General features: G+C 58.1%; 19 protein-coding genes. 9 read left to right on the top strand and 10 right to left on the bottom strand.

All coding sequences use genetic code 11. The features are described from left to right. Positions 1-163 precede the first annotated feature (163 nt). The 4 genes from BFL40_RS33685 (at position 164) to BFL40_RS11825 (ending at position 3,590) form a co-directional block, all read left to right on the top strand. Positions 164-328, top strand: coding sequence for a hypothetical protein (locus tag BFL40_RS33685; RefSeq protein WP_139213477.1), 165 nt, complete (start codon positions 164-166; stop codon positions 326-328). A 161-nt stretch (positions 329-489) separates the two neighbouring features. Then, entirely contained in the window at positions 490-1,200 is a 711-nt protein-coding gene (locus BFL40_RS11835) for an HPP family protein (RefSeq protein ID WP_071484159.1), read from the top strand. 131 nt (positions 1,201-1,331) lie between these two features. Then, the gene (locus tag BFL40_RS11830; RefSeq protein ID WP_071484158.1) at positions 1,332-2,435 is read left to right on the top strand and encodes an enoyl-CoA hydratase/isomerase family protein; all 1,104 of its coding nucleotides are present in this window, start codon (positions 1,332-1,334) and stop codon (positions 2,433-2,435) included. Between the two features lie 3 nt (positions 2,436-2,438). Continuing rightward, on the top strand, positions 2,439-3,590 hold the full coding sequence (locus tag BFL40_RS11825; protein WP_071484157.1) for an acyl-CoA dehydrogenase family protein: 1,152 nt from the start codon (positions 2,439-2,441) through the stop codon (positions 3,588-3,590). Positions 3,591-3,939: 349 nt separating this feature from the next. Here the strand turns inward: BFL40_RS11825 and BFL40_RS11820 are convergent, their stop codons facing one another. Genes BFL40_RS11820 through BFL40_RS11800 form a run of 5 tightly spaced genes read right to left on the bottom strand, consistent with a single transcriptional unit; the run spans position 3,940 to position 9,496 of the window. Beyond that, positions 3,940-4,713: an enoyl-CoA hydratase gene (locus BFL40_RS11820; RefSeq protein ID WP_071484156.1), complete on the bottom strand. Its 774-nt coding sequence runs from the start codon at positions 4,711-4,713 to the stop codon at positions 3,940-3,942. An 11-nt stretch (positions 4,714-4,724) separates the two neighbouring features. Beyond that, entirely contained in the window at positions 4,725-5,852 is a 1,128-nt protein-coding gene (locus BFL40_RS11815; RefSeq protein ID WP_071484155.1) for an acyl-CoA dehydrogenase, read from the bottom strand. Between the two features lie 9 nt (positions 5,853-5,861). Continuing rightward, complete coding sequence (locus tag BFL40_RS11810; protein WP_071484154.1) at positions 5,862-7,046, bottom strand: acetyl-CoA C-acyltransferase; 1,185 nt, start codon at positions 7,044-7,046, stop codon at positions 5,862-5,864. An 11-nt stretch (positions 7,047-7,057) separates the two neighbouring features. Then, positions 7,058-7,825: an SDR family NAD(P)-dependent oxidoreductase gene (locus tag BFL40_RS11805; protein WP_016974446.1), complete on the bottom strand. Its 768-nt coding sequence runs from the start codon at positions 7,823-7,825 to the stop codon at positions 7,058-7,060. Positions 7,826-7,846: 21 nt separating this feature from the next. After that, entirely contained in the window at positions 7,847-9,496 is a 1,650-nt protein-coding gene (locus BFL40_RS11800; protein WP_071484153.1) for an AMP-binding protein, read from the bottom strand. 242 nt (positions 9,497-9,738) lie between these two features. Here BFL40_RS11800 and BFL40_RS11795 point away from each other — a divergent pair, with 242 nt between their 5' ends. The 4 genes from BFL40_RS11795 (at position 9,739) to BFL40_RS11780 (ending at position 15,077) form a co-directional block, all read left to right on the top strand. Further along, positions 9,739-10,632, top strand: coding sequence for a bestrophin family protein (locus BFL40_RS11795; RefSeq protein WP_071484152.1), 894 nt, complete (start codon positions 9,739-9,741; stop codon positions 10,630-10,632). A 73-nt stretch (positions 10,633-10,705) separates the two neighbouring features. Beyond that, complete coding sequence (locus tag BFL40_RS11790) at positions 10,706-11,764, top strand: tetratricopeptide repeat protein (protein WP_071484151.1); 1,059 nt, start codon at positions 10,706-10,708, stop codon at positions 11,762-11,764. Between the two features lie 143 nt (positions 11,765-11,907). Beyond that, the gene (locus tag BFL40_RS11785; RefSeq protein WP_071484150.1) at positions 11,908-13,407 is read left to right on the top strand and encodes an ATPase domain-containing protein; all 1,500 of its coding nucleotides are present in this window, start codon (positions 11,908-11,910) and stop codon (positions 13,405-13,407) included. Continuing rightward, positions 13,407-15,077, top strand: coding sequence for an ATP-binding protein (locus BFL40_RS11780; RefSeq protein ID WP_071484149.1), 1,671 nt, complete (start codon positions 13,407-13,409; stop codon positions 15,075-15,077). The genes BFL40_RS11785 and BFL40_RS11780 overlap by 1 nt, the downstream gene beginning before the upstream one ends. Before the next feature lie 25 nt (positions 15,078-15,102). Here the strand turns inward: BFL40_RS11780 and BFL40_RS11775 are convergent, their stop codons facing one another. From BFL40_RS11775 to BFL40_RS11755, 5 genes are all read right to left on the bottom strand, one after another. Further along, positions 15,103-15,480 carry a response regulator gene (locus BFL40_RS11775; RefSeq protein WP_071484148.1) on the bottom strand — a complete coding sequence of 126 codons (378 nt, stop codon included), beginning with the start codon at positions 15,478-15,480 and terminating at the stop codon, positions 15,103-15,105. Positions 15,481-15,558: 78 nt separating this feature from the next. Beyond that, the gene (locus tag BFL40_RS11770) at positions 15,559-16,752 is read right to left on the bottom strand and encodes a hybrid sensor histidine kinase/response regulator (RefSeq protein ID WP_071484147.1); all 1,194 of its coding nucleotides are present in this window, start codon (positions 16,750-16,752) and stop codon (positions 15,559-15,561) included. Then, on the bottom strand, positions 16,746-17,345 hold the full coding sequence (locus BFL40_RS11765; RefSeq protein WP_071484146.1) for a chemotaxis protein CheB: 600 nt from the start codon (positions 17,343-17,345) through the stop codon (positions 16,746-16,748). Before BFL40_RS11765 ends, BFL40_RS11770 begins: the two co-directional genes overlap by 7 nt. After that, positions 17,342-18,172 (bottom strand): CheR family methyltransferase, encoded by an 831-nt coding sequence (locus tag BFL40_RS11760; protein WP_256254399.1) that lies wholly within the window; start codon positions 18,170-18,172, stop codon positions 17,342-17,344. Before BFL40_RS11760 ends, BFL40_RS11765 begins: the two co-directional genes overlap by 4 nt. After that, a complete protein-coding gene (locus tag BFL40_RS11755) occupies positions 18,173-21,664 on the bottom strand; it encodes a response regulator (protein ID WP_071484145.1) in 3,492 nt (1,163 codons plus the stop codon). It lies immediately after the preceding gene. A gap of 276 nt (positions 21,665-21,940) precedes the next feature. On the opposite strand from BFL40_RS11755, the gene BFL40_RS11750 reads away from it, so the two are divergent. Beyond that, on the top strand, positions 21,941-25,498 hold the full coding sequence (locus tag BFL40_RS11750) for an Mcf1 protease effector domain-containing protein (RefSeq protein ID WP_139213478.1): 3,558 nt from the start codon (positions 21,941-21,943) through the stop codon (positions 25,496-25,498). The last annotated feature ends 109 nt before the right edge of the window (positions 25,499-25,607 follow it).

Raw genomic sequence — 25,607 nt, 5'->3', positions numbered from 1 at the left:
CCAAGTGCACTAACTATTTACCACCACGTCGATACAACCTTGCATCGACAGGCTGGGTGTGGCGCGCCATGAATAGCAACAGGGACGCTGCTGACTTTTCATTAGGGACATTGCCGTGCGAGAAGATCTACTGCTTATTTCGGGACCGACACTGGACCGGTTGATGGGGTTACGCGATGCCCTTGTAGCGCTCAAAGGCCCGTTGGCCAATGATTCGGCGCTGCGGGAAATTCTGCAAAACCGCCTGTTCAACGAAGAAGTTGATAACCGGGTGCTGGGCAAGATCAGCAGCCCTTGCCTCTCTAGTTGTATGACTTCACTCAATTAAATCCATTATTTTTGCATTCAACCCTCATTAATATGCATTTGCTCTCCTCTATCAAGGTCGGCACACTGCGCGGGTTCCTCCCCCAAATGTTGGAACTTTCAAAGGGCTTTCCGGGAAACCTGGCAAGCCTTTTTTTTCGCCCGCTGTTTATGGACACCTCAATGCTCGCTCGCTGGTTACCCGCTGCCATCAATACCCGTCCCGCCGAATGGAGCCGTGCCGCGATCGGCATGGCCTTGGGCACAATGTTCAGTGTCTGGGTGTGCGCCCAGGTGTTTGGCATGGAGGTCGCGTTGCACTTGTTGGGGCCGCTCGGTGCCTCGGCAGTGTTGCTGTTTGCCGTGTCGTCAGGCGCACTGGCCCAACCGTGGTCGATCATTGGCAGTTATTTGTGCGCAGGTGTCGTTGCACTGCTGGTCGCTCGGGTCCTGGGGCGTACATTGGGCAGCGCCTGCCTGGCGGCGGGTATGAGCGTTATCCTGATTTGCTGGCTACGTTGTTTGCACCCACCCGCCGGCGGCTTGGCCATGACTCTGGTGCTGGCCGATCCCGCCTCTATTGCACTGGGTTGGCAGGAACTGGCCCCCGTCATGCTTGGCGCGGGTGTGCTGCTGGCCTGTGCGTTGGCCTATAACAACGCCACCCGCACGCGTTATCCCAAAGGTGCAGCCGAGTCGCCGACCGTAGTCATGGGCAGCGTTGCGCCGGTCACAGACCCAACGATTACCGCGGCAGACCTGAAACTGGCCCTGGCCGAGATGGAGCAGTTCTACGACATAGCACCGACGGAGCTTGAGCAGTTGATCCACGCGGCTGAGGGCCATGCACGAAGGCGCAGTATTGGTGAAGTGCTGGCCAGCCGCGCAGCGTGAGCTGCCCTGCATAAATGCAAAAACGACCTGCATGATTCCGGGTTGTACTGGGCAAATTTGCACTGGTACGATCGCGAGATGGTTCGCCCGCGAACATCTTGATAAAGAACAATAAAAGCAGGGAGTTAGAGATGACTGCTCAGGTTTCATCCCAAGCAAGCAGTGCCGACATTCCTCAGGAAGAGGTGCTGGCTGATGTCCGTAACCATATTGGCCACCTCACCCTCAATCGTCCCGCCGGCTTGAATGCCATTACCCTTGAGATGGTCCGCAAGTTGACGCTGCAATTGCAGGCCTGGGCCGATGACCCGAAGGTTTACGCGGTGGTGCTGCGCGGTGCGGGTGAGAAAGCCTTCTGTGCCGGGGGTGACATCCGCTCCCTGTACGACAGTTTCAAGAATGGCGAGACCCTGCACGAAGACTTTTTCGTCGAGGAGTACGCACTCGACTTGGCCATCCACCACTACCGCAAGCCCGTACTCGCCCTGATGGATGGGTTTGTCCTGGGTGGCGGCATGGGCCTGGTACAGGGCGCAGATCTGCGCGTGGTCACCGAACGCAGTCGCCTGGCGATGCCGGAAGTGGCCATCGGGTATTTTCCGGACGTAGGCGGCAGCTATTTCCTGCCACGTATTCCTGGCGAACTGGGGATTTACCTCGGCGTAACCGGGGTGCAGATTCGCGCCGCCGACGCGCTGTATTGCGGGTTGGCAGATTGGTATATCGACAGCGCCAAACTCACCGAGCTGGACCAGAAGCTCGATCGACTGCAATGGCAAGACTCCCCCCTCAAGGACCTGCAAGGCGTACTCGCCAAACTGGCGGTGCAGCAATTGCCCGACGCACCGCTGGCGGCCTTGCGCCCCGTGATCGACCATTTTTTCGCCTTGCCGGATGTGCAAAGTATTGTCGAGCAACTGCAGGTCGTCACCGTCGCAGACAGCCATGAATGGGCACTCACCACCGCGAGCCTGATGCAAACCCGCTCGCCGTTGGCCATGGCCGTGACCCTGGAGATGCTGCGCCGTGGCCGCCGCCTGCCGCTGGAGCAGTGCTTTGCGCTGGAGCTGCATTTGGACCGCCAGTGGTTCGAGCGCGGCGACCTGATCGAAGGCGTGCGCGCCTTGATCATCGACAAGGACAAGAACCCTCGCTGGAACCCGTCAAACCTTCATGAGCTGGACGCCAGCCATGTCGAAAGCTTCTTTCATCACTTCGAGCAGGTTGCGAGATAAGCCATGCAAGACATTGAATACACAGAAGAACAAGTGATGATTCGCGACATGGCGCGCGACTTCGCCCGCGGAGAAATCGCCCCCCACGCCCAAGCCTGGGAAAAAGCCGGCTGGATCGACGACGCCTTGGTGGCGAAGATGGGTGAACTGGGCCTGTTGGGCATGGTGGTGCCGGAAGAATGGGGCGGAACCTATGTCGATTACGTCGCCTATGCCTTGGCGGTGGAAGAAATTTCAGCCGGCGATGGCGCCACCGGCGCACTGATGAGTATCCATAATTCAGTGGGTTGCGGCCCTGTCCTCAACTACGGCACAGATGAGCAAAAACAAACCTGGCTGGCGGACCTTGCCAGCGGCCAGGCCATTGGCTGCTTCTGCCTGACCGAACCTCAGGCCGGCTCCGAAGCCCACAACCTGCGCACCCGTGCCGAATTGCGTGACGGTCAGTGGGTGATCAATGGCGCTAAACAGTTTGTCAGCAACGGCAAACGCGCCAAGCTGGCAATCGTGTTTGCCGTCACCGACCCGGATTTGGGCAAGAAGGGTATCTCCGCGTTCCTGGTACCTACAGCGACTCCAGGTTTCGTGGTCGACCGCACCGAGCACAAGATGGGCATTCGCGCGTCGGACACCTGCGCCGTCACCCTCAACCAGTGCAGCGTGCCCGAAGCCAACTTGCTGGGTGAGCGCGGTAAAGGCCTGGCCATCGCCCTGTCCAACCTGGAAGGCGGACGCATCGGTATTGCCGCCCAAGCCCTGGGCATTGCCCGCGCAGCGTTTGAAGCGGCATTGGCCTATGCCCGTGATCGCGTGCAATTCAACAAGGCAATCATCGAGCACCAGAGCATCGCCAACCTGCTGGCAGACATGCAAACCCAGCTCAATGCTGCACGCTTGCTGATCCTGCACGCCGCGCGCTTGCGCAGTGCCGGCAAGCCCTGCCTGTCTGAAGCCTCTCAGGCCAAGCTGTTTGCCTCGGAAATGGCCGAAAAAGTCTGCTCATCCGCGATGCAGATTCACGGTGGGTATGGGTATCTGGAGGATTATCCGGTGGAGCGTTACTACCGGGATGCGCGGATCACGCAGATTTACGAAGGGACCAGTGAGATTCAGCGGATGGTGATTGCCAGAGAGCTGAAGAACTACCAACTCTAAAAGCAAACACAGAGCACATGTGGGGATGGTTTGCCTGCGGTTGCCATAGGTATCTACACCTCTTTTTATGGCTTGGGCTTTGTGGTTGTCGCGGGGCCGCTGAGTACATATCCGTTATTTGGGTAACGGCCGCTTATGGTTCCGCCCTTACGGCCAGCTCTTTCAAGGTCTTTGAAAAACTGGCCATATCTGGCTGATACCAACCAGTTAAGGGCGAACATTGTCCCTGTGGCGACCCGACAAGCCCGCTCGCCACAGGTTTAGCTCAGCTCCAAGAGCTGTGCAGATAACTATGCTGCGATCCAACAATCCAGCTCCCACATCAAATTTCAGTGAGCTGGAGAAAGCGTTACTTGTCCTTGAATTCCGGCGCCCGCTTGGCCACAAACGCCGCCATCCCTTCCTTCTGATCCTGCGTCGCAAACGCCGCATGGAACACCCGACGCTCAAAGCGCACGCCTTCGGACAGGCTCACTTCAAACGCGCGGTTCACGCTTTCCTTGACCATCATGCTGATCGGCACCGATTTTCCGGCAATCAGCGTCGCCACTTTCAACGCTTCTTCCAGCAGCTCATCAGCCGGCACGATACGCGCCACGATCCCGCAGCGCTCCGCTTCGACCGCGTCGATAAAACGCCCGGTCAAACACATTTCCATGGCCTTGGCCTTGCCCACTGCGCGGGTCAGGCGCTGTGTGCCGCCCATACCCGGCAGTACGCCGAGGTTGATTTCAGGTTGGCCGAACTTGGCGCCATCGCCCGCCAGAATGAAGTCGCACATCAACGCTAGTTCGCAACCGCCACCCAGGGCGAAGCCGTTGACGGCGGCGATGATCGGCTTACGGCGGTTGGCAACGCGGTCGCTGTCACTGAACAGGTCGTCCAGGTAGATCTGCGGGTAGGTCAGCTCGGCCATTTCCTTGATATCGGCACCGGCCGCGAAGGCTTTTTTCGAGCCGGTCAGCACGATGCAGCCGATTTCGGGGTTGGCTTCCAAGCCGTCCAGCGCCTTGTTCAATTCGCTGACCAATTGCGCGTTCAAGGCGTTGAGGGCTTGTGGACGATTGAGGGTAATCAACCCGACACGGCCTTGGACCTCAAGCAAAATGGTTTCGTAACTCATGTATCGGCTCCTTAAAGATTGCGTGAGATGACCATGCGTTGAATATCGCTGGTGCCTTCGTAAATCTGGCAGACCCGCACATCGCGGTAGATCCGCTCCAAGGGGAAGTCGCTCAGGTAACCGTAACCGCCCAAGGTTTGCAAGGCGGCCGAGCAGACTTTCTCGGCCATTTCGGACGCGAACAGTTTGGCCATGGACGCTTCCACCAGCGCGGGCTTGCCGCTGTCACGCAGGGCTGCGGCGTAATGCACCATCTGCCTGGCGACGGCGATTTGCGTGGCCATGTCGGCCAGGCGAAACGCAACTGCCTGGTGTTCGATCAGTGGTTTGCCGAAGCTTTCGCGCTCACGCGCATAGTCACGGGCCGCTTCAAACGCAGCGCGAGCCATGCCCACCGATTGCGAGGCAATGCCGACGCGGCCGCCTTCGAGGTTGGCCAGGGCAATCTTGTAGCCTTCGCCCTCCTCCCCCAAACGATTGGCCACCGGAACCTTCACGTCTTCAAACAGGATCTGGCAGGTGTCGGAGGCGTGCTGACCAAGTTTGTCTTCCACCCGCGCCACGGTGTAGCCCGGCGAATCGGTAGGCACGATAAACGCGCTGATTCCACGCTTACCCGCTGCCGGGTCGGTGACCGCAAACACAATCACGATCCCGGCGTTTTGCCCGGAGGTGATGAACTGTTTGCAGCCGTTGAGCACGTAGTGATCGCCTTCCAGGCGTGCGCGGGTTTTCAGGCTGCTGGCATCGGAGCCGGCTTGGGGTTCGGTCAACGCGAAGGCACCCAGCATGGCGCCACTGGCCAGGGGTTTGAGGAACTGCTCTTTTTGCGAGTCGTTGCCGAACTTGAGGATCGGCACACAACCTACCGAGTTGTGCACGCTCATGATGGTCGAGCAGGCGCCGTCACCGGCGGCGATTTCTTCCAGGGCCATGGCGTACGCCAGGTAACCGGTGTCACATCCGCCCCACTGTTCGGGCACCAGCATGCCGAAAAAGCCCAACTCGGCCATTTCACCGATGGCTTCCTTGGGAAAGCGATGCTCGCGATCCCACTCGGCGGCGAAGGGCTTGAGGCGTTCCTGGGCGAATTGCCGGGCCGCTTCGCTGATTTGCAGTTGTTCTTCATTGGGCAGCATAAAGCGTCCTTAATACAGGCATTCAACGGCCATGGCTGTGGCTTCACCACCGCCGATGCAGATGGCGGCAACGCCGCGCTTGAGACCTTTCTGTCGCAGAGCCGAGAGCAAGGTCACCAGGATCCGCGCGCCGGAGGCACCAATCGGGTGACCCAGGGCACAGGCGCCGCCGTGGACGTTGACCTTGTCATGGGGGATTTCCAGCTTGCTCATGGTGACCAGGCTGACCACGGCGAAGGCTTCATTGATCTCGAACAGATCCACCTCACCCAGGTTCCAGCCGGTCTTGCTCATCAACTTGCGGATGGCTCCGATCGGCGCCACCGGGAACAACCCAGGCTCATCGGCAAACGCCGCATGCCCATGGATCACTGCCAGCGGTTTCAGGCCGCGCTTGTGTGCCTCGGACTGGCGCATCAGCAGCAACGCCGCCGCGCCATCGGAGATCGAGCTGGAGTTGGCCGCCGTCACTGTGCCGCCTTCGCGAAATGCCGGCTTCAGGCTGGCAATCTTGTCCAGCTTGGCTTTGGGCGGCTGTTCGTCATGCAGGATGGTTTTTTGCTCTTTGCCCACGGTGACCTGAACCGGAACGATCTCAGCAGCGAAGCTACCATGGTTGATTGCTTCCTGCGCGCGGGTCAGTGAGGCGATGGCAAAGGCATCCTGGGCTTCACGGGTAAAACCGTTGTGCTCGGCGCAATCCTCGGCAAAGGTCCCCATCAGGCGGCCTTTGTCGTAGGCATCTTCCAGGCCGTCGAGGAACATATGGTCGAGCACCTTGCCGTGACCCATGCGGTAGCCACTGCGCGCGCGGTCCAGCAGATAGGGCGCGTTGGACATGCTTTCCATGCCGCCGGCAATCACCACTTCGACGCTGCCGGCCAGCAGCGCGTCATGGGCCAAAATCGTGGCTTGCATACCCGAGCCGCACATTTTGTTGAGGGTGGTGCAGCGGGTGCCTTTATCCAGTCCGGCACCCAGGGCGGCCTGGCGTGCAGGCGCTTGGCCCAGGCCTGCGGGTAGCACGCAACCAAACAGCACTTCATCCACAGCATCGCTGGCAATACCGGCACGCTCAACGGCCGCGCGAATCGCGGCAGAGCCCAGTTGCGGTGCGGTCAGCCCTTTAAGGTCGCCCTGGAAACCGCCCATAGGCGTGCGCACAGCGCTGACAATAACGATTGGATCGTTCATGAGAATCCCCCTTACTTGGCTGCCATGCGCAAGGCACCGTCGAGACGGATCACCTCGCCGTTGAGCATGCTGTTTTCAATGATGTGTCGTACCAGTGCGGCGTATTCGGCGGGTTTGCCCAGGCGTGGTGGAAATGGCACGCCGGCGGCCAGGGAGTCGCGCACTTCGGGAGTCATACCGGCCATCATCGGGGTTTCGAAAATACCGGGAGCGATGGTCATTACGCGAATGCCAAAGCGCGCCAGCTCACGTGCTGCGGGCAAAGTCAGGCTGGCGATTGCACCTTTGGACGCGGAATACGCCGCCTGGCCGATCTGGCCGTCAAAGGCGGCCACCGATGCGGTATTGATGATCACGCCACGCTCGCCGTCAGCATTCGCCTCGGTTTCGGCGATGGCCGCCGCCGCCAGGCGCAGCAGGTTGAAGCTGCCGATCAAGTTGACGTTGATCACCTGGGCAAAACTGGCCAAGCCGTGTGGGCCGTTTTTGCCGAGGATTTTTTCGCCGCGTACCACACCGGCGCAGTTCACCAGCCCGTGCAAGCCGCCAAAGGCTGCAACGGCGGCTTGCACGGCGGCTTCGGCTGCGGCTTCCTGGCTGATGTCCGCCACCGCGCTGCGGGCGTTATCACCGAGTTGTTTGGCTTTGGCCGCCACGGCGTCGGCGTTCAGGTCTACCAGCATGACTTTGGCACCCGCCGCTACGAGCATTTCAGCGGTGGCCGCGCCGAGGCCCGAAGCGCCGCCACTGACCAGGAATACCTTGTTTTCAATTTGCATCATTGTTTCCTTAAAAGTGGATTACGCCAACGCCGCCTGGGACTTGGCGATTTCCTGATTACGCAAAATAAAGCGTTGCAGCTTGCCGCTAGGGGTCTTGGGCAAGTCGCTGACAAATTCGATTTCTCGTGGGTAGGCGTGCGCGGCGAGGCGCTTGCGCACGTGCTGACGCAGCTCTTCGGCCAGCTCCGGGGTGGCGCGGTATTGCGCGTTGATCACCACAAAGGCTTTCACCAATTCGGTGCGTTCAGGGTCGGGCTTGCCGACCACAGCGGCTTCGACCACGGCCGGGTGTTCGACCAGTGCACTTTCCACGTCGAACGGGCCCACGCGGTAGCCGGAGGTGGTGATCACATCATCACTGCGGCCCACAAAGCTGATGCTGCCGTTCGGGTTCAACTCCACCGTGTCGCCGCTGAGGTAGTACTTACCGATAAAGGCCTTGGTCTTCACCCCGTCGTAGCCTGCGAACCAGCACATGGGCGATTGTTCGCGGTCGATGGCCAGGATGCCTGGCTGGCCGGCGGGCAACTCCTGGTGGTCGTCGTCCAACACCACGATGCGATGGCCTGGAGACGCGAAACCGGCAGAGCCGACATGCACCGGATGCTCCAAACCATGGTGATTGCACAGCACCATGCCCAGTTCGGTCTGGCCGTAGTGGTCGTGAATGGTCACGCCCAGGTTATCGGCAAACCAGCGGATCACTTCGGGGTTCAGCGGCTCGCCGGCGCTGCTGACAATGCGCAGCTTGCCTTTGATCGACCGGGCGAACTGTTCGCCGCCGGCAATCAGCAAGCGGTATGCCGTCGGTGAGCCCGTCAGGTTGGTGATCCCGTATTTATTGATGACCCGGCAGGTGCTTTCAAGGGTGAACGGACCATCGTAGAACGTAATCGGGTGGCCCATGGACAACGGCCCGGTCACCCCGAAGTAGATGCCATAGGCCCAACCCGGGTCGGCAACATTCCAGAACGCATCCTCCGGGCGCAGGTCCACGGCGTCACGGGTGTAGCTCTGGAACGCGACTATCGCTTTAAGCGGCACCGACAGGGCCTTCGAAGGGCCGGTGGTGCCCGAGGTGAACATCAGCAGGAACGGATCATCCGCGCCCAGCAACACCGGCTCGCAGGCATTGGAATAGTTGGGCAATTCGGCCCAGAAACTGTAATCGCCGCGAACGATGCCTTCGCCCTTGGCTCCCGCAACGGTAACGATAGTCGGGCAGCCTTCCACTTCAGTAAGTTTGGGGCGGTTCACCGCATCGGTGACCACCAGCGCTGCACCGGAACTGTTCAAGCGGTGTTCAATAGCCTTGGGCCCGAAGGCGGTAAATAACGGCTGATAGACGGCGCCGATGCGCCACGTGGCGAATACCACCACCAGCAGTTCGGCAGTGCGCGGTAAGAGACCGGCCACCTTGTCGCCGCGTTTGACACCCTGGGCCAGCAGGAAATTGGCGAAGCGTGACGCCTGGTCCTGCAACTCGGTGAAGGTGGCGGTTGCACTGCGTCCATCCTTGCCCTCCCAGAACAACGCGATGCGCCCCGGTAGCGCGTGGCGGTCGCAACATTCCACACAGGCATTGAGGCCTTGCAGGTTGCCGGCCAAGGCGGCGTCGACGGTATGCTGGTAATCAAACTCGGTGGTGGCAGCCAAATACTCACGCATCGCTTCAAATCCTTGTGTATTTTTATTTTCAGGACGTTTTTTCAGGGCGCTTTTCCAGCAAGAGCAGCGTGGAAATAGTCGCTCTAGAGCGCAGCACGCAGCAATGGTCAAAGCCTTCAACATGGCTGACTGGTTTGGCCAATCATCGACCCCGCTGATCAACCAGTCAGCCCAAGCGATTGGACGACCTTTGTACAAGCTTCTAACCTGATGGCCTGCGCCACCGAAGAAGCTCCTCCCCCATGATCGTTCGCCCCAAACCCAACCTGCTGGGTATCCTGTTTTCCCTCAAAGGTTCGATTGCCAAGCGCATCGCCCTGCGCAGCCTGCTGGTCACGCTGCTGGCTTCGGTAATCGTGCTGGTGGAAACCCTGCACCCCGCCTACTTTTCCAAGGTCAACGCCACGCCCTTCACCTTGCTGGGGCTGTCGCTGTCGATCTTCATGAGTTTTCGCAACAACGCCTGCTACGACCGCTGGTGGGAAGGACGCAAGCAGCTTGGGCAAATGATCATTGATGTGCGCTCCCTGATTCGTGAAACCCAGGTGCTGGGCGACACACCTGAGCGTGCCAGCCTGTTGCGGGGTTTGTGTGGCTTCGCCCATGGGCTGATCGCACGTTTGCGCCATGAAGATGAAGCTCGGGCGATTAAACCCTGGATGGCCGTGGACACGAACCACCCCAACCTCCCAGACACGGTGCTGCAAAAAGTCGGTGCGCAGTTTTCAGAGCTGGCACAGCGCGGTGTGATCAGTGACTGGCGCTACACCCAACTGGAAACCCGACTGGTCAGCCTGAGCCAGGTGCAGGCTTCGTGCGAGCGGATCAAACATACGCCGCTGCCCTTCCCCTACACGCTACTGCTGCACCGCACCATCTACCTGTTCTGCATTCTGCTGCCGTTCGCCATGGCCGAGCCGTTGGGCTGGCTGACGCCGGTATTTACCGCCATTGTCAGCTACACCTTCTTTGGACTGGACGAAATTGGCGATGACTTGGAGGACCCGTTTGGTTTCGACGAAAACGACCTGCCGTGCAATGCGATCGTGCGCACCCTGGAGCGAGAGATTCTCGCCGCCCTGGGTGAAAGCGACTTGCCGCCTGTTCTTGAACCGGTCGAATACGTGCTGACCTGATGCGGGTTTGACACCCGGCGTGGTCTGACCGAAGCTGATGGCTTTGTAATAGCTACCTAGCTCGGACGCCTGCATGTCAAAGTCACGCCGTTACTCCATCATCGGCCTGTGCGCCCTGTTGTTGATTGTATTGGTCACTTGGTTTTTCTCCCGCGCCACTCCGGTGGCCGTGCCACCTGCCATTGCCCATGGTTACGGCAAAGCCCTGAAACAAGCGCATAACGGCGAACCCGGCGCGGCGCGCGTGTTGTATCAGCAGTTGGGCCGCCCGGACCTGTCCCCTGAGCGCCGCGCCGCCTTACACGCCGAACTGCCCAACTACCCCAGCCCTCAAGCGCTGAAATTGGCCGATAAAGACTTGGCCAACGATTCGCCGCTGGTGCGTGAGGCCGCCATCCACAGCATTGTTGGCCTGGTGCCCACCGGCCAACGGACCTTGTTGCTGGGCCCGGTACTGGAAGATCCCGAACAAAGCGTGCGTTTTGCCGCCGCCAATGCCTTGCTGGGGCTGTCCCCGGATACCCTGGGGCTGTATTTCGGGCCATTGCAGCAAGTGCTCGACGAATTCGTGAAAAAACTCAAGGGCCAGCCCGAGACGGCCGAAGGCTGGATTCAACTGGCGCAACTGTACATCCACAGCGCCCTGCTGCCGGACGCGCAAAATGCCCTGGAACAGGCGATGCGTTTACAGCCTGACAACCTGCAGGCGGTCGTGGAGCAAATCGAGCTGCTGGATAAACAAGGCAAGACTGACGAGTCCCGCCAACTACTCGCGCGGCAATTGGCTGCACATCCGGAGTCGGCCTATCTGCAACATGCCTTGGGCATGTGGCTGCTGCACCATGGTGAACGCCCTTATGCCCTGCTCGGCCTGTCCAAGGCCGTGGAGCTGGAGCCGGACAATCAGGATTACCGCTACGACCTGGCCACCACCCTGCACGCCCAAGAAGAACTGGAAGCCGCCCAACGTCAATTGGAAGACATCATCCAGCGCCACCCCGCTAACCGTAAAGCGCGGGTTTTGCTGGTCAATTATTGGAAAGAAAGCGGCCAGTTGCAGAACGTTCAGGTCCTGCTCGCGCAACTTGAGCAACAGAACCCGGACGATCCCGCGTTGCAGCAAGGCCTGTAAAAGCGTCACAAAACTTATAAACTAAAAGTAACTTTGTACAAATATTGCCAATCGTTGAACCGCCACGAGTCACTACGGTCAAGTAAATATGGCGCGCCCAAGGCGGCGCGCTCCTCTACTTGTACGTGACTTGAGGGCACTTCTTGTCTACATCCAATGCGCTGTTCAGTGACAAGGCGGCCACCGGCATTGAAGGTCTTGATGACATTCTTTCCGGGGGGCTATCGCGTAGCCACCTGTTCCTGCTGGAGGGTGAACCGGGCACTGGCAAAACCACCGTCGCGCTGCATTTTTTGCAGGCCGGCGCGAAAGACGGCGAAACATCGCTGTACATCACCCTCTCAGAAACCGAGCGTGAATTGCGCCAAGGTGCCAAGTCCCATGGTTGGGACCTGGATAACAATATCCATATCTTCGAACTGACCCCGCCCGAAAGCTTGCTTAACGCCGAGCACCAGCAAAGCCTGCTGTACTCCTCCGACCTGGAGCTCGGCGAGGCGACACGGCAGATCTTTGAAGTGGTGGAACGGGTCAAGCCGACCCGCGTAGTGGTCGACAGCCTGTCGGAGATCCGACTGCTGGCGCAAAGCTCCCTGCGATATCGCCGGCAGATCCTGGCCATCAAGCATTACTTCGTACGCTACGACGCCACCGTGCTGTTGCTGGACGACCTGACAACCGAATCCCTCGACAAGACCGTACACAGCGTGGCCCATGGGGTGATTCGCCTGGAAGAACTGACCCCCAGCTACGGCGCTGAGCGCCGTCGGGTGCGGGTGGTGAAGTACCGCGGCCAGAAATACCGTGGTGGTTTCCATGACTTCACCATCATGGCGGACGGGGTGCATGTGTTCCCGCGACTGGTTGCTGCCGAGCATCGTGGTGGCTACCACCGTCAGACGTTAACCAGCGGTATAAAGGAGTTGGACTCCTTGCTCGGAGGCGGTATCGAAACGGGCTCCAGCAGCTTGATTCTCGGCCCGGCGGGCACCGGTAAATCACTGATCTCCATGATCTTCGCCGCCTCGGCGGTCGCGCGTGGCGAAAAAGCCGCGCTGTTCATCTTTGATGAAGAGCTGGGTTTGCTGTTCGAGCGCATGAAGAACATGGGCATCGATCTGGAAGCCTTGCGGGCCACCGGCAACCTACTGATTGAGCAGGTGGACGCTGCCGAATTGTCACCTGGCGAGTTCTCACACCGGGTGCGATGCTGCGTGGATGAGGGCGGCATCAAAACCGTGGTGATCGACAGCATCAACGGTTACCAGGCTGCCATGCCGGAAGAAAACGCGTTGATCCTGCACATGCATGAGTTGCTGCTGTACCTCAACCGCCGTGGCGCGGCGACTTTCATGACGGTTGCCCAGCACGGACTGGTGGGCGATATGCAGGCGCCCGTCGACATTACCTACCTGGCGGATACCGTCATTCTGCTGCGTTATTTCGAGGCGCTGGGCAAGGTGCGTCGTGCCATTTCTATCATCAAGAAAAGGACGGGGTTCCATGAATCGACGATTCGCGAGTACCGCATCGGCAGCCGCGGCATGACGGTGGGAGAACCGCTGGACAACTTCCAAGGCGTGTTACGGGGTATACCGACCTATATGGGCGCCGGCTCTCCACTGCTCAAGGATGAGGGCTAGTGACTGACCTTGTCCCCGTCTCTGAGCGCGCAATTATTCTCGCGCCGCTGGGCCGTGACAGCACGCTGGCACTGATGATGCTCAATGAGGCCGGCTACGCCGGCGTCACTGCCCAGAGTCTGACAGCGATGTGCGAGGCATTGGAGCAAGGCGCCGGCCTGCTGATCATCGCCGCTGAAGCGCTGAGTGGCATCGATCTGGAGCCGCTGCTGGCGCACCTGCATCAACAGCCGGCCTGGTCGGACCTGCCCATCGTATTGCTGACTCATCACGGCGGCAGCGAGCAAAACGGCTCATCGTACTTGAGCGGACTGCTGGGTAACGTGACCTTCCTGGAGCGGCCCTTCCACCCGGTGACGCTGATCAGCCTGGTTAGCACCGCGTTGCGCGGAAGGCGGCGCCAATATGACGCTCGAGACCGGTTGATTGACTTGAGCCAAAGCGAGTTGCACCTGCAACGTACGCTGGAAACGCTTGAGCAGCAGGTGGAGGAACGCACGGCGCAACTGCGCAATAACGAAGATGCGCTGCGCCAATCCCAGAAAATGGAAGCCGTTGGCCAATTGACCGGTGGCATTGCCCATGACTTCAACAACATGCTCACCGGGATTATCGGCAGCCTGGAGCTCCTGCGAAGGCGAATATCGCGCGGAAAGCTGGATGATCTCGACGGTTTGATTGATCTGGGTGTCACCTCGGCCAACCGCGCTGCCGGACTCACGCACCGCTTGCTCGCGTTTTCCCGCCGCCAGTCCCTCGACTCAAAACCCGTGGAGATCAACCAATTGGTGGCCTCCATGGGTGAACTGTTGCAACGCAGTATCAACGAAAGCATCGACCTCGAGATGCGCCTCACCGACCAGCTCTGGATCGCCGAGGCCGACCCTAATCAACTGGAAAGCGCTCTGCTCAACTTAGTCATCAACGCGCGGGATGCGATGGCTGGCGGTGGCAAACTGGTAGTGGAAACCACCAACCGGCATTTAGACAGCGTGTTCACTGCCGCCTACGGCACACTGATTCCGGGCGATTACGTAGAACTGAGCGTCAGCGACACCGGTTGCGGTATTCCACAGAGCGTGATGAGCCGTGTGTTCGATCCGTTCTTCACCACCAAACCCATTGGTCAGGGGACGGGGCTGGGCCTGTCGATGATCTACGGTTTTGCCCGCCAATCCCGTGGCCATGTGACCATTCACAGTGAAGTCGGCAAAGGCACCACCGTCAGTTTGTTCCTTCCACGTTTTATCGGCGCGATCACCAAGGACGCACTGGTTAACCCGACGCTGCTGCCGTTTGCCAATGCGGGAGAAACCGTCTTGGTCGTCGAAGACGACCCAGCAGTGCGTGTACTGGTGGGCGCAGTGCTCAAAGAGTTGGGTTACGGCTGTGTTGAAGCGGGCGACGCGGATACCGCGGTACCGATTATTGAGTCAGTCCAACGCATCGATTTGATGATCAGCGACGTCGGCCTGCCCGGCATGAACGGCAGGCAATTGGCGGAAATTGGCCGGCGAATTCGCCCGGACCTCAAGGTGTTGTTCATCACCGGTTACGCCGAACACGCGGCAGTACGTGGCGGTTTCCTGGATCCGGGGATGCAACTGATCACCAAACCGTTCACGTTTGATCTGCTAACGGCGAAAGTACGGGAAATGATCAGGCATTAGGGCTGCATGGCAGCCCGTCGGCAGGTCATGCGAGCAGGCGTTGGATATGTTCATGCAACGTATCCAGATCAAACGGCTTGGCCAGGATCGGCGCGTTGCGTGTGATCGGGCTGTTGCAGTCGAGAATTTCCTGCGGGTAACCACTGATAAAGATGACCTTCAGCTCAGGGCGTAACTTGACCGCCGGTTCGGCAATCTGCACGCCGGAAATCCCGCCTGGCAGTCGATAGTCGGTAATCATGAGGTCCAGGTGCGGTTTGGAGGCGAGAATTTCAAATGCCTGCTCCCCGTCGATCGCCTTTAACACCCGATAGCCCAAACCCGCCAGGTACTCACCCAGCACAAACATTATCGATTCGTCGTCCTCGACGATCAGTACAACATCTTGTGCATCTTCACTCATGGGAAACCTTTGTCCGGTCAATTGCTGCAGTTACGACCATAGGGTCACGCAGAGGTTGCGTCGAGCCGACGATTGATTTCATGCCGATGCCTCAAGAGGCAGGCACACCCGAAACAAAGCGCCCTCGCCTATCCGGCTTTCGACCTCAATGGTGCCGCCGTGGGCCGCCACGATCTGCTCGGAAATAAACAGCCCCAGGCCCAGGCCGGCAGCAACATGGCTGGCGGACACGCGTTCGAACTGCTGAAAAATACGCTTCTGGTTGTCTTCGCTGATACCGATGCCACGGTCGCGCACATCGACCCGTGCTTCACCATGCTCCGTATATACCCGTACGTCCACTGGGCTCTTGGCCCCATAACGCAGGGCGTTGGTCAGTAGATTGGTGATGACCTGCTCAATGCGGAACTCATCCCAGTTACCTTCCACGGGCCCCTCGACCACAAGCTTCAGGGACGAGTTTGCGGCCGCTACTTGTGGCGCGAAGTTCTCTACCAGGTTACTCACCAACTGCGTCAGATCGAATCGCGCTGGGCGAATCGATAATTTGCCGGTGCGAATGCGCGATACGTCAAGCATGTCTTCGATCAGGCGAATCAGGCTCTGGATCTGCCGTTCATCGCGATCGACCATGGCGTGCATCTTGTCGAGGGTAAACGCGGCGGCGTTATCGCGGGCCAGGTGCATCTTGCGCAACTGGGTCTCCAGGATCAGGCCATTGAGGGGCGTACGCACCTCGTGGGCGACAATCGACATAAAGTCATCACGCATGCGCACCGCCTGTTCCAGCTCGGCCTGAGTAGACTGCAGGCGCGTCAGCAGCAACTCCTGCTCGCGGCGGCTGCGCTCCAGGGCTTCGACCTGCTGCTTCATTGCCTTGCTCTGGCGATACAGGTCGACGAACACATTGACCTTGCTCTTCACCGCGTGGATATCCAGCGGCTTGTGCAGGAAGTCCACGGCGCCGCTTTCATAGCCCTTGAAGGCATAGTTGAGTTCGCGGCCGGCGGCGCTGACGAACACAATCGGGATGTTTTTGGTCTTTTCAGTGCCGCGCATCAGCTCGGCCAACTCGAAACCGTTCATGCCGGGCATCTGCACGTCGAGAATCGCCATGGCGAACTCGTGCTCCAGCAGCAGCGACAAGGCCTCGTCTGCGCTTAACGCCTTGAAAACCTGACGGTCCTCGCGTTTGATCAGCGCTTCGAGCGCCAGCAGGTTTTCCGGCAGATCATCGACGATCAGCAGTTTGGCCTGGACAGTACTTAACATGGGGAGGGTTCCAGGGAGGCCAGCATTGAGCCAATGTGGCCCAAGGTCAGAATATGATCAGGTGTGTGCAACGCCAGGGCCGCCAGGGGCATCACGGCAATCCGTGCTTCCTTGGGGTCTTGTACGACGGTAGTGCCGCCCAATTGCTTGACGTGGGCCAGCCCTTGCGCACCGTCCTGGTTGGCACCCGTCAGCAAAATAGCCAACAAGCCTTTGCCATAGGCATCGGCGGCCGATGCGAACAGATAATCGATGGCGGGCCGGGAATGATACACGCGGTCTTCCTGGCTCAAGGACAGGCTACGGTCATGTTCTACCGACAAATGATAGCCGGGCCCGGCGAAATACACGGTACCCGCCTCAACCGACTCCTTGTCCCGCGCCTCCTTTACCGGAACACGCAGGCGCCGCGCAAACACTTCCGCCAACTGGCTGCGGCGCTCATCGGGCAGGTGCAACACCGCAATGATCGGCAGGCCGAAGCCCTGGGGCAGGTTACCAAAAATACTCAGCAACGCCTCGACCCCGCCGGCGGAAGCGCCGACGACGATGGCTTCAATCCCACAAATCGGGCTCGCTGCTGCGTCACTCATGATTTTCGGTAGATCCGTTCCTGCTTGACCAACGGGTCGAATTGTTTGCTGTAAGCCGAGAAATCCAGGGTTTCCTTGCTGCCCAGCACCAGGAAGCCGCGATGACATAACGACTCATGAAACAATCCGAACGCTCGATCTTGCAATTTTTTATTGAAATAAATCAGTACGTTACGACATGAAATTAATTGAGTTTCTGAAAAGACGCTATCCGTCGCCAGGCTGTGATCGGCAAAGGTCACGTTCTCGCGCAGCGTCTTGTCGAAGATCGCGTAATCGTATGCCGCGGTGTAGTAGTCGGCAAATGAACGCTGCCCGCCCGCCTGTTGATAATTGGCGGTGTAGGCACGTACATTTGCCAGGGAAAAGATCCCCTGCTTGGCTTTATCCAACGATGCCGGGTTGATATCCGTGGCGTAAATGATCGTGCGCTCCAGCAGCCCTTCTTCGCGCAACAAGATCGCCATGGAGTACACCTCCTCCCCCGTGCTGCAACCGGCGATCCAAATTTTCAGCGACGGATAGGTCTTCAGTAGTGGTACCACTTCCTGGCGTATCGCCAGGAAGTGCGACGGATCGCGAAACATCTCGCTCACCGGGATCGTCAGAAACTGCAGCAATTGCATAAACGCTGCCGGGTCATGCAACACACGCTCCTGCAGCGCGGAAATGGTTGCGCAATCGAACTGGCGCAAGGCGTGGGCCACACGGCGTTTGACCGACGCGCCGGAATAGTCGCGAAAGTCGTAGCTGTACTTGAGGTAAATCGCTTCGATCAACAAACGCAGCTCGATGTCGCTACTTTTATCCAAAAAACGTCGCTCCACTTAAATGCGTTCCATCTTGGGTAGCCATACGCGAATCAGTGAGAACAGACGATCCAAGTCAATGGGCTTGGCCAGGTAATCGTTGGAACCGGCCGCGAGGCAGCGTTCCTGGTCGTCCTTCATCGCTTTGGCCGTGACCGCAATAATCGGCAGCTTTTTCCAACGCGGGTCCTGACGGATCAAGGCCGTAGCCTCGTAACCGTCCATCTCCGGCATCATCACGTCCATCAGTACCAGGTCGATATCCTCGACTTCATTGAGTTTATCGATAGCTTCACGGCCGTTACGCCCAATCACCACCACGGCGCCTTTGTGCTCCAGGGCGCTAGTCAGGGCGAAGATGTTACGCACATCGTCATCCACCAGCAGGATCTTGCGCCCCTCAAAGACCTTGTCGCGGCTGCGGGCGGTCTTGAGCATCTTCTGGCGGTCATGGGACAGCTGAGATTCGACTTTGTGCAAAAACAGCGTCACTTCGTCCAATAGGCGCTCTGGCGAGCGGGCGCCCTTGATGATGATCGAGCGCGAATATTTGCGCAGCTCGGCCTCTTCGTCACGCGTCAAGTTGCGCCCGGTGTAGACAATCACCGGCGGGAAGGAGCAGATATCCTCGGTGGCCATGCGCTTGAGCAGCTCGTTACCGAGCATGTCCGGTAACTTGAGATCGATGATCATGCAGTCGTAGATGTTGGTGCGCAGCAGGTCCAGGGCTGCCTGGGCGTAGCCGACATCGGTGATCTCAATATCATCGTCACCAATCAGGCGGGCAATGCTGTCGCGCTGCAAGTCATCGTCTTCCACCAACAGCACGCGCTTGACCTTCTGGGTCAGCTTGGCTTCCAGGCGTGCAAACACGTCCTTGAGTTCTTCGCGGGTAGTGGGCTTCACCGCGTAACCGATGGCGCCCATGTGCATGGCGGCTTCGACGCGGTCTTCCACGGAAATCACATGCACCGGGATGTGGCGGGTAATGGCGTGTTCCTTGAGGCGTTGCAGCACCGTCAGCCCGGAGTGGTCCGGCAGGCGCATGTCCAGCAGGATCGCGTCGGGAATGTATTCTTCGGCCAGGCTATAGCCTTCGTCCGCGCCGTGGGCCACCAGGCAGTGATAACCCAACTCATGGGCCAGATCGAACAGGATGCGTGCGAAGTTCGGCTCATCTTCCACCACCAGGATACAGCGTGTGCTGAACGGCGCTTTGTCGCGGTCATCGGCAAAACGTGGGATCAGCTTGGGGTCGACCACCGGCAACGGTGAAACCTTGATGGGCGTAGGCGCCACCACGACCTGGCGTGGCTGCTCGATCGGCGGGGCATCTGCTTGGCGTTCGACATACTGCTGCGGCAACACCAAGGTAAACACGCTGCCCTTGCCAGGCTCGCTGGTCACGCTGATATAGCCGCCGAGCAGCGTGGCCAGGTCGCGGGAAATCGACAGCCCCAGGCCCGTGCCGCCGTAGCGGCGATTGGTGGTGCCGTCGGCCTGGCGGAAGGCTTCGAAGATGCTTTCCTGCTGGTCCGGCGCAATACCGATACCGGAGTCGCGCACGATGAAGGCGATCCCCTCCCCCGGCGCTCGGGTTACCGACAGGCTGACTTGGCCTTGTTCGGTGAACTTCACCGCGTTGGACAAAAGATTCTTAAGGATCTGCTCCAGACGCTGGCGATCGGTAAACAGCATGGTCGGTGCACCTTCCTGCACTTCGACCTGGAAGCCCAACTTACGATCGGCCGCCAGCGGCTCGAACATGCCACGCAGGCCGTCCACCAGGCGCGCAACACTGGAGTTTTCCGGGCGCATCTCCAGCTTGCCGGCTTCCACCTTGGAGATATCCAGGATGTCGTTGATCAGGTTGAGTAAGTCATTACCCGCCGAATAAATAGACTCGGCAAACTTGACCTGTTCGGCGCTGAGGTTTTCCTGGGGATTCTCGGCCAGCAACTTGGCCAGGATCAACGAACTGTTCAGCGGCGTGCGCAGCTCGTGGGACATGTTGGCGAGGAATTCGGATTTGTACTTGCTGGAGCGCTGTAATTCTTCGGCGCGATCTTCCAGTTGGAGCTGTGCCTGGTTGAGTTCTACGTTCTTGCGATCCATGGCGTCGCGCTGCTCGGCCAGGGTCTGGGTCTGTTCAGCCAACTGCTCGTTGGTCTGCTCAAGCTCTGCTTGCTGGGTTTCCAGGTGCGCCTGGGACTCCTTGAGGATGCGTGACTGTTCTTCCAACTCTTCGTTGGCAGTCTTGAGCTCTTCCTGCTGCACTTGCAGCTCTTCGTTAAGCTGCTGGGTTTCGGCCAGCACTTCCTGCAAACGCTGGCGATAGCGGGCGGCCTCAATGGAGGTACCGATATTGCCGGCGATCAGCTCCAGCAACTCGACGTCACGCTCTTGCAGTGGGCGCAGGAAGCCCAGTTCGATCACGCCGTTGACGCGGTCGTCATCACTGGTCGGCATCACCAGCACGCTGCGAGTCGGGCCTTCGCCCAGGCCGGAACTGACCTTGAAGTAGTCCACCGGCACATCGTCCAGGCGAATCAGGCGATCGAGCTGGGCGGCTTGACCAACGATGCCTTCGTCGCTGTAGATCGATTGTTCCTTTTGCTCCTGTTCGCGGGAGAAACCGTAAGTGGCAACGCGCTTCAGGCCACCGTGTTCTTCACGCACGTACAGCGCCGCGACCGCCGAGCCCATGTACTGGGCGAAAAAATGCAGGATGTTGCGACCCAGCAGGTTCAGGGTCAGTTGGCCTAGAACCTGTTCGGCCAGCTCTGTCTGGCCATTGCGCAGCCAGGCTTGCTGTTCCAGGCGTAGGGCGATCTTCTGTTGTGACGCGAGGTTTGCGTTGTAACTACCTGAAAGAGAGACAAGATTTTTACGTCCGGAATAAGCCAGAAAGCCACTTAGGCCGAGAATAAAGACCAAGTACAGGGTGACGCTCAGCACGGTAGTGCGGGTGACCTCTTCATTACGGGTGATACGGAACTGCTGCTCCATCTCCACCGCATTCTCGTACTCCTTGCGAATTTCATCGGTCAGGCGCTTGCCCCGGCCCGCCTTGACCGCACTGCGGTAATCACCACTCGCGCGCTGCAAGTCAATCATCGACTGCGCGTAGGCGTTCCACTCGATTTGCAGGGCTTCCAGCCGCTTGAGGCGATCCACTTGCTGGGGGTTATCCGATACCAGGTCTCGCAAGTTACGCAAGTCAGCAATGATCCGCGGCTTGGCCACTTCATAGGGGTCGAGGAAATGCTCATCCCCGGTGATCAGGAAGCCACGCATGCCGGTTTCCAGGTCAACCGTCAGCTTTGACGTCTCATTGAGGTTATTGATAACCCGATCGGTGTGCTCCACCCACTGAATCACCGACAACAGGTAGCTAATCAGCACGACGAAGAACACCGCGCTGAGCACGCCCACACCTAAAGGCAACGCTACGTTACGGCTCAGGAGTTTACGAAAGCTCTTTTCATCGACAGACGACGCGGGAGTCATGGGCATGCCTTGGCCTGGTGCGGAAAAGGGAGGAGTTTGCCCGATTATCAGAGGCCAGGGCTATGTTTCCGCGTTGATTTGAACCAAAAACCTACACACTGGGCGTGGATCTCGCGCCGATTACGGCCGGTTTCATCAGCTCATTTACACAGTTGAAAACAGAACTCTGGAACGGGGCAGGAACGAACTTTGAGTGTTCGGGCACTCAGAATTGCGCCTCAGGAACACGGAAGATCTTTTGGAAGGCGTCTTTATTGACCCACCAAGGTAAGCCAAATGAGCATGACCACCACAGCACTGCGCACATCAAGCATCCCCCACGGCCATACCGCCGAAGTATCTGATCACACTACGCCAAGCCCCTCAGCCACATCAATAACATCGATCTCCCAGAGCAGTACCAGCGCTGTTCAGGCGCCGCCCACCAACACCCTGCGACGACTACTGGCAGACCAAGAAAACCTGCGTGACTTGGCAGGCCAGCTCCGAGGAATTGATACTCGGGTGTATGGCAAGCCCGTTACACCCGAGCAGATTTCATATCGCTTGAACAACAGCACTCTGGCGCCTCATCAAGACTCGTTCTACGCCTCAACGCGAGCCACGCCTCAGACCTTGGCTACCATCATCACTGACCTTGGTTTTAAACTGCCGGGTACCGCCGATGCAGTCAGCACGTTGGCGACGGAGTTGGAACAAAAGGCCTCATTGCATCCTCTGGGAAATTTCGGAGGGGGCCTTTCCTGGCCAATACCGATGTCGCGAATTGATCAGCACAGCCTCCTCCAATTCCTCTACTCCAACAAAACCGATGTGCCAGGCTTACCGTTGCCGCACGGTGGCAGCGCCACGCTAGGCTACTTGCTGAGCGGTAGTTCAGTGACACAAAGCGATTTGCAAGACCCTGTCAAGGCGCTACAAAAACTGCTCGACTCTCCGAAGGCCCGGGCACTGGGACAAGCCATGCAGACACACCTGCATGGTGCATCTTCGGATACCAGTATTTATGAGCATGTATTGACGGCGATTCACTTTGGGCTCGATCCACAGTCCACTGTCTGGCGATTTCGCAACAAAATCGGCGATTTTGATCTGGTACATCCCGGGCATTGGGGTCAATCACCCTCGACGATTGTTGAAAGCCTGAGCCGTAACCTTGTCGCCAACGGCAAAGCAACAGCGGACACCGCGAAACTCGCGACTCACTTGCTGCTGGCCTTGGAGGCACCGCAGTTTCTGATTAAAGACATCCCCAAGAACGTGACAATCGGCAGCCTCGCATGGGCCAACTTATCGATTGCGGCTGCAGCTATAGAAGCTGAGCGGCCGGGGACGGTATCCAATATGACCTTTGCCGAAGTCATGATCCATTATGAGAACAACAAGGGCCGAGCGCCGGCGCCTGAGAGCGCCCAAAGCGCCGCGCTGGTGGACTGGGCTGTCGCCAACGGCGTGATCATAAAAAGTCCGGGTGACAGTTACACCGTCCAACAACTCAACACCGTCAGAACCGAGTTCAACAGACGCCTTAACGCTCAGCTCTCTGCCTCCCAAGCACTGGACATGGAAATACCCACGCGAAAAGACATTGCCTTGGCCAAGCTGAAAGAGCGATTTGGAGACTTGGGAGCGCTTTTCGAAGAAAAAGTGCTCAGTACGGATGCTTATCGCGGGACAGCGTCACAAACCAGGTTGGCAGGTATGCATTCGCTATTGGATATTGCCATGATGGACTGGCCGGATCCGGCACCCTTCAAGTCGAGTGACCCTCGCATCCCGTTAGAGGCGTTGAACAATGACCTGACGTTTGGCGTACAAAAGGAATTCGACCGGCAGTTTGGAGGCGCTATCAATGAGAAAAAGGCTGCCGTAAAAACAACGGTCAAGCACATGATTTCGCAGCTCCCGCTTGAGGATCGAAAGAACTTTGAATATGGAAAAGTCACCTTTTTTCAAGAAGGCTCACACACGTTAGGGCTTGGATTTACGGATAAAACGCCAGGCCCGAATAAACCAGGGCTACTGGTAAAAACTGAGCTGAACGGCAAATCCCAAGCGTACGAAATCAACCTCAACAAGGGCACCATTGAACGAACGGATCTGTACAGGGCGAAAAATCAGGAATCAAGGCAAGCCAACGAGGTTGATACGACCAAAAAATTCACGCCCAGCTATGCAGCACATGATCTCGCTCATGAACGCCCTGCGAATGAATCCTTATTGAATAGCTTCAACAGCGGTCGGTCCCGTTCAATTGCCAATGCATTTCTCGAACACCTTGAACTGGACGACCCCGCTATAAAAGAACAAGCACGCGGGCAGACCACCTTGGACAAACTACAAGGCGGCCCCAAGCCACTGAGCGAGTTTTTGCTAAACCTGATCCCCTTCAGGTCAGCCATTGTCAACTTTCAGAAGGGTAACTATGGCGAGGGCGCATTCGATCTTACATTGGATATATTCGGGTTCCTCACTGCCGGCGCGGCAACCGCAGGGAAACTGATCAAGATAGGCAGCGCCGCCCTCTCCACCGGTGCCAAGGCGTTGCGGGCCGCCAAAGTAATCGGCGCCGCGACCGTCGGCATGCTCAACCCCTTGAGTGGTTTGGGTGATATTGCTGAAGGTGGCATCAAGCTATTGGGCAGCGCTGGCGGTTATCTACTGTCCAAAGGTGCCGAAGTCGTCAACAAACTCAAGGGTGCTACCGGTAGTTATGACTTGCTCAAGGCGGCCAGTAAAAATCATGGTGTCGTCGCGACGGGCACTTATAAGGTGGCAGAGCAAACCGTCGAAGGTGCAGCTGTGTTTCGAGAGAGCAAATGGTATGCCTATGACCCAATCAATAATCGTCCCTATGGTTCTGCGATCGCGGATTTCAAACCTGCCACCATTGCCGGCAACGGAGAGATAAACGGCAATCTTCTCAACTGGCTGACAGCGGTGGTCGCGCCAAATCCAAGGACACCGAACCTCCCTCGAGCCTTCAAGGATGCATTGGATAACGCAAAAGTGAAGGATATTTCGGCGTTCAACCAGGGTTACGCCACCGGAAAACCGGACAATATTCCTGGCTATTACACAACGATGAAGACATCGGAACTGAAAGAGCTGGCAGTCATTGCTGGCCGGTCGCCAGAGGAAATAGGCACGCTGGCAAAACTGATACAAACCCGTCAAGTGCGCGAAAGCCTTGAAAGCTCCAGGATCTTTAATCAAGAGGTCACTTCAGCGGGCGGCAAGTCGACTGCAATGCCGCAGGGTTTCTACCTGAGCCAAACCGACTTACCATCTAATGGCGAGTGTGCGGCACTGGCCAACACCATGGCGTTGGCTATTCAACATGGTAGCGCGGACCAACTGATCGGTAACTTTTTCAAGGCGAGCGCTAATGCCCTCGACCCCAAGGTCATCGCTTTTCGCAAACAGCTGAATGACATGCACAAGATCCTTAGCCCAGACTTTCATGCAGGTCAGCCATTTAGCGCAATGCCTTACAACGACATCATTGCCAACTTGCGCAATGCAACGACCTCGACAACGTTGAAGATCAGTACCCAAAATCATGGGCTTCTGGCAGGCGTGACCATCAATAACCACCAGAAAGAATGGTTTTTCTTTGATCCAAACTTCGGGTTGGCGAAGTTCCCCGATCAGGCGTCGATGGAACGTGGACTGGAACTGACCCTGAACAGTGGGAAGTCCGGCGGCACCCTTGATCCTGTAGCCATAACTGGCGGCGTACCGGAATATCATGTCAGCACCTTCCGTGACGGGGACTTTTTGATGTCAGTGCCCTACCAGAACCCGTTCGCGTTGTTCAACGCTCCCCTCTGAACCACTTGCGGCAATGAAGCGACATTGCCGCCTCTCCACGCGACTTTTCTTCCCTTTCCCTTCACAATGCCCCCGCCAACGGAACTTGCCAAGATTGACGCAACTCATT

This window comes from Pseudomonas costantinii, from assembly GCF_001870435.1.
In the GTDB taxonomy this organism is placed as follows: Bacteria; Pseudomonadota; Gammaproteobacteria; order Pseudomonadales; family Pseudomonadaceae; genus Aquipseudomonas; species Aquipseudomonas costantinii.
This window is presented reverse-complemented; position numbering and strand designations above follow the sequence as displayed.